The organism is Peribacillus sp. FSL K6-5616 (genome assembly GCF_038008245.1).
Classification (GTDB): Bacteria; Bacillota; Bacilli; order Bacillales; family DSM-1321; genus Peribacillus; species Peribacillus frigoritolerans.
Genome location: NZ_JBBOYT010000001.1, coordinates 2,893,172 through 2,912,403 on the forward strand (window position 1 = coordinate 2,893,172; position 19,232 = coordinate 2,912,403).

Here is a 19,232-nt window from a genome sequence, read left to right on the forward strand (position 1 = left end):
CCGTCACAATAATCAGTAAATTCAACGCTTATGGAAAGGTCAGTAAAGAAGGAAATTTATTAAAAGCAATATAATTGAAATGAATAATTAATCCATCAGTATCGACTAGCCTACAAAAACAGGCATATGCATGAATGGACTTTGCATATGAACCTTTACCGATTCCTGCCGAAGGAATGACTTTTCCAACATTACATAACTGTACACCATGAAAGCTCCCGGGAACCAAACTAAGCGACATATTCTTGCTCTAAGCTCTGAATACATGTTGCTAACGGCATGAACGGGATAGAACGACAAGCAATAGCATTACTGACCTCTTCATTTATCATCAGCCATATAACACCCTCCTTCGTGTAATGAAACAGTAGATTAAATTCACTGTGCTTTTTCAAAATGAAATAGCGGAGGGGATTCCGTAAACCATTTGGTCCGATACAGAAGATAACCAATCCCAATTACCGCCCAGACTATTCCTAAAATCAAGGAACTCATCTCGAGATTAAGCCAAAGGATGAAGACTGAAGCCGCGCCTAAAACCGGGGAAAGAATAGTTGAAAGAAAACCTCTAATCGTTCTGAAGCTTTTGTTTCTTATCGAATGGACGATTACGGAAATATTCACGAAGGTAAAAGCGATTAATGCCCCAAAGTTTATGAGGGAAGTGGCCGTAACCAAATCAAGGAATAAGGCAACCAGTGATATCGACCCGACAAAAATGACATTAAAAAATGGCGTGTTGTACTTGGGGTGGACAAACCCAAATAGTTTTTTCGGGATCATTTGGTCACGCCCCATGACATATAGCAACCTAGAAACACTAGCGTGAGATGCAAGACCGGAGGCAAGGGTACCGCATAAGGTTCCTGCAAGAAAGAATGCCTGAAATAACTTCCCGCCCACGAAAAGGGCAATTTCCGGAGAAGCTGCTTCAGGATCGCTAAAACGGGAAACATCCGGGAAAAATAACTGTGTAAAAAATGATGCTGTCACGAATAAAACCCCTCCGATCAGGGCAGTCAAAAAGATGGCCCGGGGGACCGTTTTGGATGGATTCGGTGTTTCTTCCGATAAAGTAGTGACTGCGTCAAACCCCAAAAAAGAAAAACAAAGGATTGTAGCACCAGTTATGAGCGTCGAGACTTCCATATGGGGCCCGATGAATGGCTGAACCGACAAGACCTCTCCAGTCCCTTCTCCACCCATGACTCCTTTAACGACAAGTACGCCAAAAATGACGATGACCAACATTTGAAAAAAAACAAGGAAGCTATTAAAGTTGGCCGCAAAATTAACATTGAATAAGTTAATGACTGTCATTAAAAGGACAAATGCCACCACCCAAATCCACGGGTATACTTCCGGAAAAAGAGCAGTTAAGTATATTTTTGTCAAAATGCCGTTCACCATCGGTAAAAATAAATAGTCAAGTAACGAAGACCACCCGACAAGGAAGCCTAAATGCGGACTGATCGTTTTTTGTGTGTAAGTATAGGATGAACCTGCCTGCGGATATATTTTAACCATTTTTCCATAACTGGCTGCTGTAAACAACATTGCCAAAAGAGCAATGATATAAGCGGTCGGTACATGCCCCCCGGTTTTTTCGGAAACTATCCCGAATGTATCAAAAACAACCATCGGCGTCATATATCCAACACCGAGCAATACGATATGCCACAAGTTTAAAGACCTTTTCAGATTACCTGTTTGCATGTATCATTCCCCTTCCTTTTTAAGCGAGAAAATGGTAACAAACTTTTCTCGCCTCCCCTTAAAATTTTTTGGTCATATTACACTTCGCAATTTTCATACCAAAAAAAAGGGTCGATTTTTCACAAAAAACAAGGAAATATGTAGAATGATTTATGCAAATTTGAATAATCTATTCAATTATTCATAAACAGAAGATTTTTTGCCCATAAAAAAAGCAGAAGATATTTAGATATCTTCTGCTCATTTGACTAAATCCCCCGTGCCGAGGTCAAATTACTAGTTTACTTTCGTTGCATTGTATGCTGATACACGGCAAGGCGCATCATCAAATGCCTAATTTAATGAAATTCTTTTATGAAAATCAACAGATTGGAGATTAATCCTGCTGCCTGCTATCCAATATGTTAAAAAGTTCTTCCATCTCATTCGTTTTTGAACGATTCATCAAAAGGTCAACTGCCTTTTTCACTTCTTCCCCATTGAATAAAACATCGTACAGGGCTTCGGTGATCGGCATATTCACTTCGTACTTTTGGGCTAGTTGATAGGCGGCTTTAGTAGTTCTGACACCTTCAACGACCATCCCCATGTTTTCCAAAACTTCTTCAAGCTTTTGCCCTTTACCAAGCATATTCCCAGCTCTCCAATTACGGGAATGAACGCTTGTACAAGTGACGATCAAGTCGCCAATCCCAGCTAAACCTGAAAACGTTAGTGGGTTAGCCCCCATAGCCACCCCTAGACGGGATATTTCAGCCAACCCTCGAGTCATTAATGCAGCCTTGGCATTATCCCCATAGCCTAAACCATCCGTGATGCCGGCAGCCAAAGCAATGATGTTCTTTAAAGCCCCTCCGATTTCAACACCAATCAAGTCCGGATTCGTATATACACGGAAATTATTATTGATAAAGATGTCCTGAACCCTTTCGGCAGCTTTCATATTCTTTGAAGAAACGGCAACTGTTGTCGGGTGACGTAAACTGACTTCTTCTGCATGGCTCGGTCCTGAAAGAACCACTATATCCTTAAGCCATTCTGACGAAGAGACTTCTTCAATCATTTCCGATATACGAAGCAGGGAATCAGGTTCAATTCCCTTACTCACATGAACGATTGTCAATGGTTTATCATGAGCCTCTTCAATCTGACCAAGCACTTCCCGATAGGCTTTTGTAGGAACAGCCAAGATTATTATTTCAATCCCGGCCAATGCTTCCTTAATGGAAGAAAAACCTTTAATCCCCAAAGGCAATTCAATCCCAGGCAAGTATTTTTCATTCGTATGATTTTGATTGATTTCATTAATTTGATTCTGATTATGTCCCCATAACCTCACTTCATGCTGGTTATCAGCGATTACAAGCGCTAAAGCAGTCCCCCAGCTCCCAGCTCCAATCACTGCGATACTTTCTTTTTCTTTTACCACGGTATAACCACCTTTACTATTTTCTCTGGCGTCCAAAAATTCGTATTGGTGTTCCTTCAAAACCAAAGGCATCCCTAATTCGATTTTCTAAAAATCTCTCATATGAGAAATGCAATAACTCCGGATCGTTAACGAATACGACGAAAGTTGGCGGCTTGATGGCTACCTGTGTCGTATAGTAAATTTTCAAACGGTTTCCATTATGAGTCGGTGTCGGATTCATTGCCACGGCATCCATTACCACTTCATTCAATACATTTGTCTGAACCCGGATAGCATGATTCTCACTAGCCTGATCAATGACCGGTATTAAGGTATGTGTCCGTTTTTTCGTTAAGGCAGAAAGATAAATGATTGGCGCATAATCCAAGAACAGGAAATGAGCCCGGATCTTTTCTTCAAAATCCTTCATCGTTTTTTCATCTTTCTCGATGGCATCCCACTTATTGACGACGATGATGACCGCCCTACCCGCTTCATGGGCATATCCTGCAATTTTCTTATCCTGCTCACGAATTCCTTCTTCGGCGTTCAGGACTACAAGAACAACGTCTGAACGTTCAATTGCCCTTAATGCACGAAGTACGCTATATTTTTCCGTACTTTCATACACCTTGCCTTTTTTCCGCATCCCCGCTGTATCAATAATGACATACTCTTTGCCATTGTACTTATACGGAGAGTCAATAGCGTCACGAGTCGTACCTTCAATATCACTGACAATGACGCGTTCTTCACCTAACAATGCATTGACCAGAGAAGATTTACCTACGTTCGGTCTTCCAATCAAACTGAATTTAATGACATCATCAGCATAATCCGGGCCGTCAAATTTAGGGAAATGTTTAGCCGCTTCATCCAGAAGGTCACCAAGACCAAGTCCATGAGACCCGGAGATCGGGAATGGATCGCCAAAACCTAACGCATAGAAATCATAAATTTGATCTTTCATTTCTGGGTTATCGACTTTATTTACTGCAAGGACAACCGGCTTTCTTGATTTATAGAGTATCTTTGCGACCTCTTCATCAGCAGCCGTTACACCTTCGCGACCATTCGTCATAAAAATAATCACATCAGCTTCGTCAATGGCAATTTCAGCCTGCTGGCGAATTTGTTCTAGGAACGGCTCGTCACCGATATCAATTCCACCTGTATCAATAATGTTGAAATCATGTGTCAACCATTCACCCGAACTATAAATCCTGTCCCGGGTCACTCCAGGAACGTCTTCGACAATCGAAACCCGTTCTCCAACTATTCTATTAAAGATTGTCGATTTTCCCACGTTCGGACGACCGACTATCGCAATTACCGGTTTTGGCATTGCTATTCACCCTTTCTGCTACTATATCTCTGTCAAAGTCACGAAATTCATGAATGCATTTATTACGGTTGCTTTGCATTATTGATTTTCATAATTTCCTTTTAAAGGAAAAGGTTGTATTCATCATCATTTAAAGGAATCTTTCATCAGTAAGAATAATCCCAACTGATGTTCAGTTAAAATCATCAGGTATTCACGGGCGGTTTGTCCACTTGACGCCCCGGTTCCTTAGGTGACATGAAGCTGAACCCTCTGCATGCTAAAACATGATTCTAAACAGCCCAAAAAAATGAAGAAAGCTCCGGCATACGGCTTCCTTTTTAATTGTTTAGAGCATTTTACGATTTATCTACAGACCTCTAACTATCCTATAGTAACAAATTTCTCGCCAATCAACAATGATTGTATGAATAAAAGCCTTCCAATTCCAATTGGTTCCATTTATATTTCTGCCTTTTGATAAAACAGCTAATACCCCATTTTAATTTTCTCCATACTCATTGATTAAAATTCTCTTTTCCTTGTTTTGATAAAAATCTCGAATGGGAAATTGTATAAATGTATTGGCCAACCAGTTCCAACATTCTCAACAGTATGTTTGCTCCCAATACCAGCACGGCATTATCATGCCATGCGTAAGCAAGGGCCACATAAGGTAAAGAGTGGTAAGCAAGTAATCCGGAATAGATGATATCTCCCAGCAGCATCCCAATTAAAAGGACGAACAATCGATGTTTCCAATTTTTAAAAAGTAATAATATAAGATAATTAAGGAAAATACACAAAAGATAAGATGGTTTCATTATGAGCCATATCGGATCAAGTAAAGAAAAAAGTTGAAAACTCGCATAAGCGAGAGTGATAATAAGACTTCCGCTGATCAGTTCCATCATCTTGATGATTGATTTCTTCCTAATATACACACACAGAATAAAGAAAAGATACGGTCCGCTCAAATGGACGGAAACCAACGGAGCCTCCAGTTTATAGCCCGCTAATACCATTACGGCTAATAGATGAAAAAGAAAATCAAAACGAAAGGGAACCGTTTTCGGAATAAAATACATGACAATGACCCAAACTATCCATGAAATCCAATAAAATATAATTCCATCCATGCAGCGTCCCCCCTTTAAGGAACATTATGGCTTGTTTATTCAAAGTATAAACGTTAAGCACGGCATTTAATGAGGAAAGCTTCCCCCTATCATGTAAAAAGGAGGTGTGAACATGGGAAAAGATCGACAAGAGAAGAAATTGAGAGAAAGTAAACGGGTGGAGTCCGACAGGGACCAATCACTGGGTCATAAAGGGGCAACAAGTATGGAAAGCCCTGAAGAGGCACGAAAAAGGAATAGTTAAGTCTATCCATGAACAAAAAGGAAGCATCTCCATTCGATTCAATGAGATGCTTCCTTTTTGTGGTCACTCATTTAGCATATGCCGAACAATCAATGCCTCTTTGAGATAACCAATGATAGGTATTTCCTTTGATGACCAGTTTCGATTTTCTTAGCTCTGAGATATTACCGCATCCGAGTGCAGTCATGATGACCTTTAAATCTTCATGTATGTAATGTATTTCTTTAATCAATTGTTCCAAGCCCAACTCTTTATATAGCTTGAGGAAATGTCCGGCCAATCCGACACCTCTTGCTCCTAGCGCCAGGCTTTTTGTAATTTCCAAAGGGCTTTGAATGCCACCCGAACCTATAACTGAAAGCTGTGGTGAAACATTTACCGCTTCGACAATCGATGCGGCTGTCGGGATGCCCCATTCATTAAAATATCCGAGTATTTTTGCACGTCTTTCATTCTCGATTTTAGCAAAATTCGTTCCGCCAAACCCGCCTACATCTATGATTGAAACACCTACGGAATGTAATTGCTGCACCGTTTCCATACTCATCCCAAATCCAACTTCTTTTACGATGACAGGAATTCCAATCGTTTTATTGATTTTTTCTATTCTCGAAAGGGTACCCGCAAAATCCCTGTCCCCTTCAGGCATCGTCAATTCTTGGATGACGTTAATATGTATTTGAAGGGCATCGGCCCCGATCATTTCGCTTGCCCGCTTAGCCTGTTCGACTGTTGCTTCACCACCGAGATTACCAATCAACACACCATCAGGATTTTCCTTCCTTACAACTTTGAAAGAAGCTTGCTGGCCAGGATCCTTGATGGCTGCCATTTGCGATCCTACCGCCATGGCGATTCCCGTTTCCCTTGCAGCAATGGCTAGGTCACCATTCAATTTTTCCGTTTCAGGGCCTCCGCCTCCGGTCATGGCATTTATAAAAATTGGCGAACTTAATTCAAGTTCGCCAACTTCTGCCGTGAGGTTCACATTATTCAAGGAAATACCTGGTAAGCTTTGGTGAATAAACGAAATATCTTCTAGTCCGGTTTGATGCTGCTGTCCTGTCTTAAGCGCAAATTCTATATGATCTAATTTTCGTTGTTTTCTCTCCAAGGCCATCACCATTATTATCTTATTTTAGTTTTTTCAATTGATCACCGATCATTTCACCTAGCTGAAAACCCTTCGATTCTTCAGGCATCTCATAATCTGATGTGTTGTAATTGGATTGAGGTTCTTCAAGTTCCTTGATGCTCAATGATAAACGCTGATCCGTTTCATTGACTTCGAGCACTTTCACTTCGACAGACTGGCCTTCTTTAAGTACTTCTTGCGGTGTGGCAATATGCTTGTGTGAAATTTGTGATATATGGACAAGCCCTTCTACGCCTGGAAAAATTTCCACGAATGCACCGAAAGAAACAAGGCGTTTGACGATACCTTCCAGTGTAGAGCCTTTGGCAGCTTTTTCTGCAATTCCTGCCCAAGGTCCAGGAAGGGTATCCTTGATGGAAAGTGAAATCCTTTCATTATCACGATCGATGGATAGCACTTTCACCTGCACCTTATCCCCTTCGGAAACGACATCGGATGCCTTGTCGACATGCTGATGGGAAAGCTGTGAAATGTGGACAAGGCCGTCTACGCCACCAATATCCACGAACGCACCAAAATCGGTAATCCTTTGGACCACACCCTCAAGCACTTGCCCGCTTTCAATCTTATCCAAAACGTTTGCTTTTTGCTTTTCCTTTTGGTCCTGGACCACAGCCCGATGTGAGAGGATTAAGCGATTTTTGTCTTTCTCAAGCTCAACGATCTTGAATGTTAAAGTTTTGTTTTTGTAATCAGAAAAGTCTTCAACGAAATAGTCTTCTACTAGAGAAGCTGGAACAAAACCACGTACGCCTAGATCTACGACAAGCCCGCCTTTGACGACATCTTTAACTTCAGCCTCAAATACGTCTCCATTTTCAAATTTCAATTCCAGGTCATCCCATGCCTTAAGAGCGTCAATTTTACGTTTTGATAGAATGAGAGCTTCTTCTTCGACTTTAATGACTTCCAGCTCCAATGCATCACCTTCCGAAACGGCATCTGACGCCTTTTCGACATGCAGGCTTGAAAGCTCACTGATAGGTATGATTCCATCAGTCTTGCTGTTTTCCACATCGACAATGACCTGTTTTTCTTCTACCTTTGAAACGGTTGCTTTAACTTGATCCCCAACTTTGTAATCGTTCACTTCTACTTGGTTCATATCTTCTGTCATTACTAACTCCTCCTTAACCCATGACTGATCAGCAAATTTCCTCTTCATCGGCCACATATTTTATTTAAAGTGGTTCAATAAAAACACTTTCCTAATAAAGATAAAAACAGTTTTTTTTAGAGTAATAAAGTTATATTCCTTTTCATCGGCAATAAGGAACAATACCCTTATTTTATAAATTCTAACAAAATCAGAAAATTGTCAAGTATGAAGGACTATTTATGCTCGGAAATCAATTTCCCAATATGCTCCATGATGATCTTGGTAGCTTCATCGGCTGATATTTTCTGTTCACGATATTCGGTAAAATTTATTGGAGGACCGTAAACGACCTTCAATGGACGTAAAAATTTATATGGGCCGATGATTGCACACGGTATGATAACGGCATCAGACCGCAACGCGAAAAATCCGGCACCCGCCAAACCTTCTCCCAATTCACCGGTCTTGCTTCTGGTTCCCTCGGGAAACAGACCAATCGCCTTGCCCTCCTTCAAAAGCTTTAAGCCTTTTCTAAGGGATTCCCGATCGCTATTGCCGCGTTTCACGGGAAAAGCATTTACTCTTGGTAATATACCCTTTAAAACAGGTGCATGAAACAACTCTTCTTTCGCCATGAAATGAATATCCCTTGGAGACGTCATGCCAACTACGGGCGGATCCAAATTATCAATGTGATTGGCACAGATCAATACCCCGCCCTCTTTAGGGATATGTTCCTTTCCAAGTGCTTTAACCCTAAACGAAGGCGTTAAAACGCCTTTTACGATGTTCTTGGCAAATGTGTAAAAATCCAATGTCATCTTTTCCTCTCTTCTATTAAAGACATGATGCTTTCTGCGACTTCCTGAATCGATAATGAGGTCGTATCGATTTCGATAGCATCCGCTGCCTTTTTCAGTGGCGAAACCTCGCGTTCGGAGTCCAGCTTGTCCCTTGTTGCGATTTCTTCCCTTAATTTTTCGATATCTGATGGAAAACCTTTCAATATATTTTCCTGATGCCTCCGCTGTGCCCTTTCATCCACAGAAGCGATTAGAAATACCTTTACTTCGGCGTTTGGTAACACATGCGTACCGATATCCCTGCCATCCATGACGACACCGCCATTTTCACCAAGGATTTGCTGCCTGCGAACCAATTCCTCCCGGATGCTCCGGTGCTTGGCCACTTCCGAAACGGAACCAGTCACTTCATTGTTCCTGATTTGGGCTGTCACGTCCTCGTTATCCAAGAACACCAACTGCCCATTTTCACTTGGTCTTAATTCGATTTCCGTATTGATGAGAACTTCTGATAATGCTTGTTCATCATCAAGAAGAATCTTTTGATTAAGGGCCTTATAGGTAATGGCCCTATACATTGCCCCTGTATCCACATATATGTAATTGAACTTTTCTGCAACAATTTTAGCAACCGTGCTTTTTCCAGCAGCTGCTGGTCCATCGATTGCGACTGATAATTTTTTTTTCATAAATCCTCCCAAGAATCCTACAATCATGCTGATTATTTAGTACCTTTTCATTTTATCACAACTAGCGGGAAAATCATTAATAAAAGGGATGTCTACGTTCAAAATCACCTTTGTTCTTTTTTGATCCCTACAGCCATCATAAGTTATCCTTTTATTGAAAAGCTTCTTACAAAAAAAAGCGGATCACCGCTTTTACTTATGGGTCCCATTGAATGTTTCAATGATTTTCGTATAATTATTGCTGGTGACACCTTCATACCTCGAGAGCTTGGTCAAATCAAAGATTTGGTCCTCCCTGCTCAAAAGGAATTGGAAAAAAAATAAGCAGGCCAATTGGATGATGATCACTTTAATTAATAGTCTTTCAAATGTTTTCATATAAGCCGCACCCTCCATCCGTTTATATTAGCAGTATGGATGGAATCGCTGTTTTTCATTCAATCATGTTAAACATGCAAGCCTTTTTTCTTTAAATCCACCTGCTTTTCAAATATAAACCTCATTAATGTCTGTATATCATTTTTTGAAGGTTCAAGAAATTGGACGTGCAGCAGCATATTTCCATGTTCTTTTTCCGTTACGCGAATGACTTTGCTTTTTAACCTTAAATAATGAATCTCACCTGATTTCATCGTAAGCGCCATCCACAGGTATAATTGCGAAACCGATTGAATAGCAGTGCCTTTTAAAAGCCTTATGGAAGCTCCGCCAGCGCTGATATCCTCCGTTAATGCACGAAAAGGGGTAAACTCGGAATGTTCTGGATGAATGGCCGTATCCAAGGTTACATCCAGGCGCACGAATTGCCTCCGCTGGATTTTAACAAACGTTTCTGGTTCGGGCAGCAATAGTTGCATCATGGGTATTCTACCTTTCACTTTTCCAAGCACTTCAGACTCGAATACATAAACAGCCTGCTCTTCATTGGAAACTGTGACATTGAACTGTGTCCCCATCCATAAGGAATGCAATTTTCCCAGTCTCTTAATCGATGGGAAAGTCCGTATAGAAACAACCCGTCCCCATTTCTACAACCATACAATTGAACTTTTCCTTCTGTGATGTGTATTTCGGTTCGAGCATTAATATATCACCAATTCTAAACATCGTCGTCCACGTCCTTTTCGGTAGGGAGGAAACCACATAATATTACCTATGAAATCCCCCATATAATCCAATAATCATGAAGTTATTATGTCATGAAATAAGAAAAAGGGAAAGTGACTAAGCACATTTCCCCATAACTTATGATTGACGATTCTTTTAAATTAAATTCTCGTATACCGGTTCGGAATTCTTTAATTTTTCAACCTTTTCTTCTTGACCGGTATCTGCATTAATGAAAATACGGTAGGTATCGTCTTTAATCGTACCGAGAAATTCATAACAAAGAACTTCTTCACCAATATCATTGGTGATTAACGCCTTTCCTTCTTCCATTATTTTTACGTTGCTGTTGATTTTGTCCTTAGCCTCTTTCTCGGATATATTCGGATTCCCTAATTCCCTGGTTTTATGTGATTTTAAATACTCATCAGCTGAAAACCCTATAACGGATCCATCATCCAATGCGATTTTGACCTTGACTGAATCCGGATAAATCTTGACCCCATTTTCTGATGTCACGAAATTCAATAATGCGATATTATCGTATTGAGCACTCTCAAATAATTCAAGTGAACTGAAATCATGTTCCTTTAAAAAAGCTTCGGCTTTTGTATAGGCTTGATTCAAATCAATATTTGTTTTGTTCACATCTCTATTATTGATATACCAAATAGGGTAACCGCCTTTTTTTGTCAAATCCATATTCAATTCAGTATCGGAATCTTTATCGAGGATGCTCACACTATAAAATCCATAATCGGAACCTTTACCGTTTTCTTCCACATTCACCTTCAAATTTTTGCTTTTTGAGTGTGCATAGTTTTTTGCTGTCGCGATTGCTTCTTCTTTCGAAATGGTTTCACCTTGCAAATTTTTGAAGTTTTCATCCCTCTGTTGTGCAGAAGTAAAAGTCGGGTTCATCTCATTCGTTTCCCCGTACCCAGATACTTTTTTCTCTACCGTCTTTAATCCGTCAATGATCGTGTTATCCGAATTTTCTTTCCCTGATGCAAGAGCCATTTCGACATCCATCCATCTTAAATTGTTTTTAAGGACTAGATACTGCACTTTCCTTAACTCTCCCTGGATGTCTCCTGCCTGTGTGTACAAGGATTGCAGTGTCGCATATTCCTTATCATTCAATGGTTCTTTTTCAAGGTCCCGTACCGCTGTTTTATAACTGAAGTCCGCAATTTTTGATAAAAATTCCTCTGTCTTGTTAAAAGGAAGCAAGGTCAATGGCAACTGCCCGACATCACTTTGGGCTTCGGAAGTGATACGCCAAACATCTGTTAACGCCGGACTTAATGAATAACGTGAATTCATGGCCAAAGTACTGCCGACCTTATCGTGCAATAAATCCACTTGATAGCTTAAATCATGAAAGGCTCGCTGATACGTATTTTCCGCGTTGATTAATACAGCATTTTTTTCCTTATGTTCTTGATAACCCCAGAATGCAGTTCCCGCAACAACTACAACAAGCAGGGCAATCACTATATTCCTGATCATTTCCCTTCACCTCTTTACTTACAAAAGATATGTTTTCCGATTCTTTTAATTTGTTCCCTTGACCAGATCCATTTGCTTGTAGCCGTATCGGGATTAAAGTAATATTCTGCATTACCAGTTGGGTCCCACCCATTGATAGCATCCACCACGGCTTCTTTCGCCCTTTCGTTCGGCGTAAGCCAAATCTGTCCATCCGCAACAGCCGTAAACGCCCCAGGTTCAAAAATCACTCCCGAAATGGTATTAGGAAATGCAGCACTTTCCACCCTATTCAGGATTACTGCTGCAACGGCAACCTGACCAGTATATGGCTCCCCTCGCGCCTCTCCATAAACGGCATTGGCCATCAGCTGTATATCGTTTTGAGAATACCCCCCTGGAAGATTGGCAGATGTCGTTGGTTTGGAAGGGGCCTTTCCGGTAGCGGTCCCTCCAGTTCCAGTTCCTTTCGCTTTTACCTGTTTTTCAATGGGGACTCCCCCATAATAGGTGAACTCGTTTCCTTTATTGATTTGCTCATGGACCCATGCTTTATTGAAATTAGACGCATTCGCCAACTTCTGTTTTGTTGTAGTCCCTGCTAAACCATCGATTGGAAGCCCGAAATCTTGTTGAAAGTTTCGAAGTGCCCAATAAGTGCCCCATCCATAGGATCCATCAATCTTTCCCTTATAGTAACCGATGTTTTGCAGGCGTGCCTGCAGTTCAATTACATCATTTCCAACCGCACCTTTTTGAATGACTTGGCTCGAAAAGGCATTTGTTCTTGTTTCCGGGTAAATTCCGAAACATATAGTTATACACGAAAACAGCAAAAGCCATTTCCATTTTGACGAAATCCCTTTCATCAAAAACACTCCTCTTTTTCTTGAATTAATGTAATTCTATTTTCTTCTTTACTGGCTTTTTTATTCCAAACATAAAAAAAACGGAGCGGGCAAAATATGCCAGCACTCCGTTTTTTGATAGTATTCGTCATTTGCTAAGGTAATGATTCTGTGAAAGTTTTTCTGCGTGAAAGTCAGACAACAAACGTGCTTTCTTTACTTTTTTCATGCCTAACCACCATAGATAAATCATGAATGGCATAATTAAGTACACCCAAAATTTTTGGGAAACCAAAATATAATCGTAAACCCCATGTAACGAAATTGGTATGATCAATGCCAATAATAAATAGACCCTATTATTCGAAGCCGAAAATTTCGCCTTGCCCAAATAATATCCCATGATCACACCGAACAAAGCGTGACTGGATACAGGGAGAACGGCCCTGAGAAAAGCGTGTTCCACCCCGTTGGCCAGCAGGTACAAAATATTCTCCATTGTGGCGAATCCAAGGGAGACTGCAGCTCCGTAAACAATCCCATCATAAGGCTCATCGAATGCCACATGCTGATAAATAACGTAAATGAGTATGAACCACTTGAAGAATTCCTCAAGCAGTGCAGCCCATAAAAAAGCATTTGCTAAATCCGTATTCAAGATATGTTCGGTTTCGAGCACATACTGTATGAACATAATTGGAAATACAAGAAAAACACCGAATATAAATGTTTTGACCACAACCGATATCGGTTCGGTCTCATATTGATCTTTCAAATAGAAATAGCTCAGTAGCGCCAATCCTGGCGCAATGGCCGCTGACAACATGACCAGCATTAGCTGACCCTCTTTTCATCTTCGTTTCCTTAATCGTACCATGGAATGAAGAAAAACTGAATCCAAGAATCAACTCTTCCATATTTTATTTAATCCTTCAGTACTTAAAGAAGGTCTCATCTATAGGGTTTTCGCTTGCCAGCATGACAGCTAACTTGATTCGTGCCTTCTTGCTGTCATAATCAGCGCCTAAAATCACACCGCGTTGTTTTAGATCAAATGCGCTGCCTTCATAATCATAAGCAGGGTACACTTTTCCTTCTTCTGCACTTGTAGTCATGATGATCGTTATTCCTTTATCGATTGCAGCTTGTATGGAGGTTACCATTACAGGGGTGACTTGTCCCCTTCCTACACCCTCGAGCACGATGCCTTTCGCACCGTTTGCAACCGCAGCATCAATAAAGAGGCCGTCAGCTCCTGTATGGCACTTGATGATATCCACCCTTGGGATGCGATTCTGAATATCATAACACTCCCTATGTAAAGGTTTCTGATAGATGCTCACGACATCATTATCAATTATCCCCAAATATCCATAGCCAAAAGATTCGAATCCCTGTAAATTGGAAGCATGTACTTTTTTGACATACTTTGCTGAATAGATCCGCTCATTAAAAACGACCACTACCCCAACATCCCTAATAAGATCACTCGCAGCGCATAATATCGAATTCCTTAGATTGGAATATACATCGGTGCCCACTTCTTGGGGAGAACGTTGGGAACCGGTTAATACGATTGGACGTTGATCTTTACTCGTGATATCAAGGAAATATGCCGTTTCTTCAAGTGTATCCGTACCGTGTGTCACGACGATTCCCGTAACTTCAGGATCCTCCAATTCCTTTTGTATGGCTGATTGAAGCTGCTGCATTTTCTCAAAGGACATGGACATGCTTGAAATCTGGAAAAGATCAACCACTTTAACCTCGATATCGCTGGGCAATTCGCAAAGAGATGCCAACTCATGGCCAGTCAATGCACCAGAGGCCAACATCCCATTCGCAGTTTCTTTACTGGCAATAGTCCCACCAGTCGTTATTAATGATATTTTTTCCATACGGTCACAGCTCCTCATTTATATCATTCACTTTTCTTTAACGGCCAAATGATAGGCAATCAATCCACCATGAAACCTGCCGTTCTCGATGAAGATTTCGTTCGCATTATTTCCGGCTGCCAGAACTCCTGCAATATAAAGACCTTTAACGTTCGTTTCCATCGTTTCCTCGTTATATGCAGGCCTTCCGGTCTCCTTATCAATAGTAATGCCCATTGCAGCTAAAAAGGAATGGTCAGGATGGTAACCAGTCATTGCAAATACAAAATCATTTTTAATGACTTTTTCCTCATCACCTACATGATAAATCACGCTGTCTTCCGTTATCCTGTCGACATTCGCATTAAATTCCATCTTGATCGTTCCATTGCGGACTAATGATTCGAATTCCGGAAGAATCCAAGGTTTGATACTTTGAGAGTAATCCGATCCTCTATAAAGGACTGAAACCCTTGCTCCTGATTTGACCAATTCCAAAGCTGCATCCACACTTGAGTTTTTGCCACCGATGACTGTAACATCACAATTATAGTAGGGATGGCCCTCCTTGAAGTAATGAAACACTTTAGGGAGCTGTTCGCCCGGTATGCACATATAGTTAGGATGATCATAGTATCCGGTCGATATGATCACATGCAGAGCTGTATAGTCCCCTTTCGATGTCTTGACCAAAAACTGGCCATCTTCTCTTTTTTCCACTTTTTCCACTTTTTCGAATGTATTGACCCGCAATTCTTTCCTTCTGACTACCTCCCTATAATAGGCTAGCGCCTGATTGCGGACCGGTTTACGGTTTTCGATTATAAAAGCGACATCTCCAATTTCCAGTTTTTCACTCGAACTGAAAAATGTTTGATGTGTCGGATAACGGTAAATGGAATCAACCACATTTCCTTTTTCAATGATCAGGGACTGTATTCCCACTTCTTTAAGAGCGATCGCAGCAGCCAATCCACACGGGCCCCCACCTATGATAATGACTTCTTCAACATTCATCTTTATTCTCCACTGCCTTTCCATCCACTATGTGTGATACGTTCGTCTAAAAATAAAAACTCCTATCAATACATGATAGGAGTTTTTACAATTCATTTCAATGATAAAGCAATGAACATGATGTTAACTATATATTAATACTGATTTGAATCCTTTTAGATCCAACCACGGAAGCGGGAAGCTTCAGCCATTTTTCTTACGCCGATCATATAAGCCGCTAGGCGCATATCAACGCGTCTTGATTGAGCAAGTTCATAAATGTTATTAAAAGATTTTACAAGGATTTTTTCCAGCTTTTCGTCCACTTCTTCTTCAGACCAGTAATACCCTTGATTATTTTGTACCCATTCGAAGTAAGAAACCGTTACACCGCCAGCAGAAGCAAGCACATCAGGAACAAGAAGGATTCCGCGATCCGTCAGGATTTGTGTCGCTTCAATTGTTGTAGGTCCGTTAGCTGCCTCGACAACGATCGATGCTTTGATATCCGCAGCATTTTCTTCAGTGATTTGGTTTTCGATTGCAGCCGGAACTAAAATATCACATTCCAATTCAAGCAGTTCTTTATTTGAAATTGTGCTTTTAAACAATTTCGTTACGGTTCCGAAACTATCTCTCCGATCGAGAAGATAATCGATATCCAATCCCTCAGGGTCATGGAGTGCACCGTATGCATCTGAAATACCAATGACTTTAGCTCCTGCGTCATGCATGAACTTAGCTAAGAAACTACCTGCGTTACCGAAACCTTGAATGACGACCCGTGCCCCTTTAATATCGATGCCGCGTTTCTTGGCAGCTTCATTGATACAGATCGTTACACCCTTAGCAGTGGCTGATTCACGGCCATGAGAACCACCAAGCACTAGCGGTTTACCCGTAATGAATCCTGGCGAGTTGAATTCATCCATACGGCTGTATTCATCCATCATCCAAGCCATGATTTGAGAATTTGTAAACACATCAGGTGCCGGGATATCTTTAGTCGGCCCCACGATTTGGCTAATTGCGCGAACGTAGCCCCGGCTCAGTCTTTCAAGCTCACGGAATGACATATTACGAGGATCACAAACGATACCGCCTTTACCCCCGCCGTATGGCAAATCTACGATGCCGCATTTCAAACTCATCCAAATGGATAATGCCTTCACTTCACGTTCCGTTACATTAGGGTGAAAACGGATACCGCCTTTTGTAGGCCCAACAGCATCGTTATGCTGTGCACGGTAACCCGTGAAAATTTTAACCGATCCATCATCCATGCGTACCGGTATCTTTACCGTCAATAAACGCAAAGGTTCCTTCAACAGCTCAAAAACTTCCTCCGGGTAACCCAGCTTATCCAAAGCTTTATGTATTACAGTTTGGGTTGACCTCAGTACGTCGTGTTTTTCTTCTTCATTTACATGGCTATTGCCTTTTGCCGATTCCATTAAAAGTACCTCCTAGAAAATCTCATCCGTATATAAAATTATAATGTACAAATAGTCCTCTTCATGTGCTAGTATACACCTTCGTTACATTTATGCAAGAGTAAAAATGGGAAATTAAAAGTTGGAAATATTCTAAAAATGAAAACGTTATCATATCAACTGCTTTCTTACTCTTTTACCGTATATCTTGTTCGGCCGAAAGTTGACACAAAAAAAGGCAAACCACATTTTTTCACCGTAATGCGGCTGCCTTGTCTCATTTGTCTTACGTCAGCTAAAATGTGTGAGCAAAACATGTATCGCTTCATTTTCGATTATACATGTTCCATATTCATTGATGCGGCTGAGTGTCAATGTAGATGCATGGCCATACTCAGCCGCTAGAGATATGACCGTGTCATATGTCGTGTCTTTAACATTTTCGATAAGTAAATAGTATCTACCCTCAAAATGATAAAGGGTACTTTTAAGCAAACCTTGAAAAGATAATCTATGAGATAATTGGACGATATCTTCAAAGTCATCGAAAACATAAAGAATATGGGGGAAGTCATCAATTTTCACCTGTAAATCCAAGAATTCCTCTTCGTCTGCCAATAGTTCCTCTTCGTCCTTTGTCACGATGATTATCAACCCTTGCGCGGGCAAGGAGAAAATTTCGATTGCAATGGAGCCACTCATTTTAAAGCTGAGTTCTTCGCACGCTTCTTCGACCATATCCTGAAATAGCTTGTGAACCTTTAAGGAATTACCTAAAATATCTTCTTTCGTTATGCCTCTATCAATTAAATCATCAAGGGTCAAAAAAATCTTGATTTTATTATTAGTTAATCGTTCCAGCTTCATAAAAAAATGCCCCCTGGTTACCATCTTCATACATCATATGAAGCCTTGGTCGCAGGGTGCATATCCATTATTTCTCCTAAGACGCCCGTCGCTAACCTCTCAGCCACTCCTCCCATTTCGATTGCGTGTCCCCCATTAAGACTCCGCTGAAGGCAGTTCGGTCTTCTTCAGAAATAAGGCTCAAAGCTGCACCGCCAAGACCCACCTTCAAATCCGGAAAATCCTTTAATAAAGATTCGACCAGCTTGAATGTTCCAGCAAGATTCTCTTTCAGTGAACATGACATGAATAGGTAAGAGGGCTTAATGATGTTTAAAACGGTGAAAAGGTCCTTATCAGCAATGGATTCTCCTAAATAAATGGTTTCATACCCTTTCCGCTTCAAAAAAATGGTGAAGATCAATAGTCCAAATTCATGTTTTTCACCGGGAGCACAAACGGTAAGGGCTTTCGGAAGAAAACCATTAGTCGGAATTGTATGCATAACCGAACTGATCCTGGATTTTATTATGTTCGACGCAAAGTGTTCATGAGCGGAAGTAATTTCTCCCCTTTCCCACTTATCCCCAATCTGAACCAATATTGAACCGAGTACATCCACTATGGTTTGTTCGATTGTATACATACTGAATGCTTGGCTTATCATCATATGGGCTTTATTTTCATTGAAATTCAATAGAGCTTCGATTAATTCATCCGATAACTTAATCGCTTGTTCATCCTTACGGTTCGTTTCAGGAACTCCAGGCGCTAGGGTGCCAGTACTTTCGAGAAGAGAAACGGCTTGGCTTATTGTAAAACCTTGCTTTGTTTTAGTAATGAGCCACTTAAGGATTTGCAGGTGTTTTTCAGTATACAGCCGGTGCCCCGATTCATTCCTGATAGGTTCGATAAATTTATAGCGCCTTTCCCAAGCCCTAAGGGTTCCCGACTGAATGTCCAGCAGTTTTGAAACTGCCTTTATATTATATTTACCTTCTTGCATGGTTTTACAAGGCCTCCAATAACTGTACGATCATTTGATGAAATTAT

20 protein-coding genes are annotated in these 19,232 nt (G+C 40.9%); 1 reads left to right on the forward strand and 19 read right to left on the reverse strand.

The window, feature by feature from the left end; translation table 11 throughout:
* Window positions 1–378: 378 nt before the first annotated feature.
* The 4 genes from MHB45_RS13785 to MHB45_RS13800 all read right to left on the reverse strand — a co-directional run bounded on the left by MHB45_RS13785 (window position 379) and on the right by MHB45_RS13800 (window position 5,590).
* On the reverse strand, window positions 379–1,716 hold the full coding sequence (locus MHB45_RS13785) for an APC family permease (RefSeq protein WP_048681713.1): 1,338 nt from the start codon (window positions 1,714–1,716) through the stop codon (window positions 379–381).
* A 376-nt stretch (window positions 1,717–2,092) separates the two neighbouring features.
* Window positions 2,093–3,145 carry an NAD(P)H-dependent glycerol-3-phosphate dehydrogenase gene (locus tag MHB45_RS13790; protein ID WP_048681716.1) on the reverse strand — a complete coding sequence of 351 codons (1,053 nt, stop codon included), beginning with the start codon at window positions 3,143–3,145 and terminating at the stop codon, window positions 2,093–2,095.
* Window positions 3,146–3,161: 16 nt separating this feature from the next.
* On the reverse strand, window positions 3,162–4,472 hold the full coding sequence (gene der, locus MHB45_RS13795) for a ribosome biogenesis GTPase Der (protein WP_034308039.1): 1,311 nt from the start codon (window positions 4,470–4,472) through the stop codon (window positions 3,162–3,164).
* Between the two features lie 497 nt (window positions 4,473–4,969).
* On the reverse strand, window positions 4,970–5,590 hold the full coding sequence (locus MHB45_RS13800; RefSeq protein ID WP_048681719.1) for a YphA family membrane protein: 621 nt from the start codon (window positions 5,588–5,590) through the stop codon (window positions 4,970–4,972).
* Between the two features lie 112 nt (window positions 5,591–5,702).
* On the opposite strand from MHB45_RS13800, the gene MHB45_RS13805 reads away from it, so the two are divergent.
* Window positions 5,703–5,834: a YpzI family protein gene (locus tag MHB45_RS13805; RefSeq protein WP_065421122.1), complete on the forward strand. Its 132-nt coding sequence runs from the start codon at window positions 5,703–5,705 to the stop codon at window positions 5,832–5,834.
* A gap of 67 nt (window positions 5,835–5,901) precedes the next feature.
* On the opposite strand, the gene fni is transcribed toward MHB45_RS13805, so the two are convergent.
* The 15 genes from fni to MHB45_RS13880 all read right to left on the reverse strand — a co-directional run bounded on the left by fni (window position 5,902) and on the right by MHB45_RS13880 (window position 19,185).
* Window positions 5,902–6,948: a type 2 isopentenyl-diphosphate Delta-isomerase gene (fni, locus tag MHB45_RS13810; RefSeq protein ID WP_048681786.1), complete on the reverse strand. Its 1,047-nt coding sequence runs from the start codon at window positions 6,946–6,948 to the stop codon at window positions 5,902–5,904.
* Between the two features lie 19 nt (window positions 6,949–6,967).
* Window positions 6,968–8,107: a 30S ribosomal protein S1 gene (gene rpsA / locus MHB45_RS13815; RefSeq protein WP_048681722.1), complete on the reverse strand. Its 1,140-nt coding sequence runs from the start codon at window positions 8,105–8,107 to the stop codon at window positions 6,968–6,970.
* A 215-nt stretch (window positions 8,108–8,322) separates the two neighbouring features.
* The gene (locus MHB45_RS13820) at window positions 8,323–8,910 is read right to left on the reverse strand and encodes a lysophospholipid acyltransferase family protein (protein WP_176702867.1); all 588 of its coding nucleotides are present in this window, start codon (window positions 8,908–8,910) and stop codon (window positions 8,323–8,325) included.
* On the reverse strand, window positions 8,907–9,581 hold the full coding sequence (gene cmk / locus MHB45_RS13825) for a (d)CMP kinase (RefSeq protein WP_048681724.1): 675 nt from the start codon (window positions 9,579–9,581) through the stop codon (window positions 8,907–8,909). The genes MHB45_RS13820 and cmk overlap by 4 nt, the downstream gene beginning before the upstream one ends.
* 192 nt (window positions 9,582–9,773) lie before the next feature.
* Window positions 9,774–9,959, reverse strand: a complete 186-nt coding sequence (locus MHB45_RS13830; protein ID WP_048681726.1) for a YpfB family protein — start codon at window positions 9,957–9,959, stop codon at window positions 9,774–9,776.
* 68 nt (window positions 9,960–10,027) lie between these two features.
* A complete protein-coding gene (locus MHB45_RS13835) occupies window positions 10,028–10,552 on the reverse strand; it encodes a flagellar brake protein (RefSeq protein WP_048681729.1) in 525 nt (174 codons plus the stop codon).
* 13 nt (window positions 10,553–10,565) lie between these two features.
* Entirely contained in the window at window positions 10,566–10,688 is a 123-nt protein-coding gene (locus tag MHB45_RS13840) for a hypothetical protein (RefSeq protein WP_260088748.1), read from the reverse strand.
* 156 nt (window positions 10,689–10,844) lie between these two features.
* A complete protein-coding gene (ypeB, locus tag MHB45_RS13845) occupies window positions 10,845–12,200 on the reverse strand; it encodes a germination protein YpeB (protein WP_048681731.1) in 1,356 nt (451 codons plus the stop codon).
* A 14-nt stretch (window positions 12,201–12,214) separates the two neighbouring features.
* Entirely contained in the window at window positions 12,215–13,039 is an 825-nt protein-coding gene (gene sleB, locus MHB45_RS13850) for a spore cortex-lytic enzyme (RefSeq protein WP_397330401.1), read from the reverse strand.
* Between the two features lie 136 nt (window positions 13,040–13,175).
* Complete coding sequence (prsW, locus tag MHB45_RS13855) at window positions 13,176–13,862, reverse strand: glutamic-type intramembrane protease PrsW (protein WP_048681744.1); 687 nt, start codon at window positions 13,860–13,862, stop codon at window positions 13,176–13,178.
* A 97-nt stretch (window positions 13,863–13,959) separates the two neighbouring features.
* Window positions 13,960–14,925 (reverse strand): asparaginase, encoded by a 966-nt coding sequence (locus tag MHB45_RS13860; RefSeq protein WP_048681748.1) that lies wholly within the window; start codon window positions 14,923–14,925, stop codon window positions 13,960–13,962.
* Between the two features lie 27 nt (window positions 14,926–14,952).
* Window positions 14,953–15,921, reverse strand: a complete 969-nt coding sequence (locus MHB45_RS13865; RefSeq protein WP_072273186.1) for a YpdA family putative bacillithiol disulfide reductase — start codon at window positions 15,919–15,921, stop codon at window positions 14,953–14,955.
* Window positions 15,922–16,076: 155 nt separating this feature from the next.
* Window positions 16,077–17,354 (reverse strand): Glu/Leu/Phe/Val family dehydrogenase, encoded by a 1,278-nt coding sequence (locus MHB45_RS13870; RefSeq protein ID WP_048681753.1) that lies wholly within the window; start codon window positions 17,352–17,354, stop codon window positions 16,077–16,079.
* A gap of 270 nt (window positions 17,355–17,624) precedes the next feature.
* Window positions 17,625–18,200 (reverse strand): genetic competence negative regulator, encoded by a 576-nt coding sequence (locus MHB45_RS13875; protein ID WP_048681755.1) that lies wholly within the window; start codon window positions 18,198–18,200, stop codon window positions 17,625–17,627.
* A 91-nt stretch (window positions 18,201–18,291) separates the two neighbouring features.
* Complete coding sequence (locus MHB45_RS13880) at window positions 18,292–19,185, reverse strand: MerR family transcriptional regulator (protein ID WP_340907933.1); 894 nt, start codon at window positions 19,183–19,185, stop codon at window positions 18,292–18,294.
* Between the last annotated feature and the right edge of the window lie 47 nt (window positions 19,186–19,232).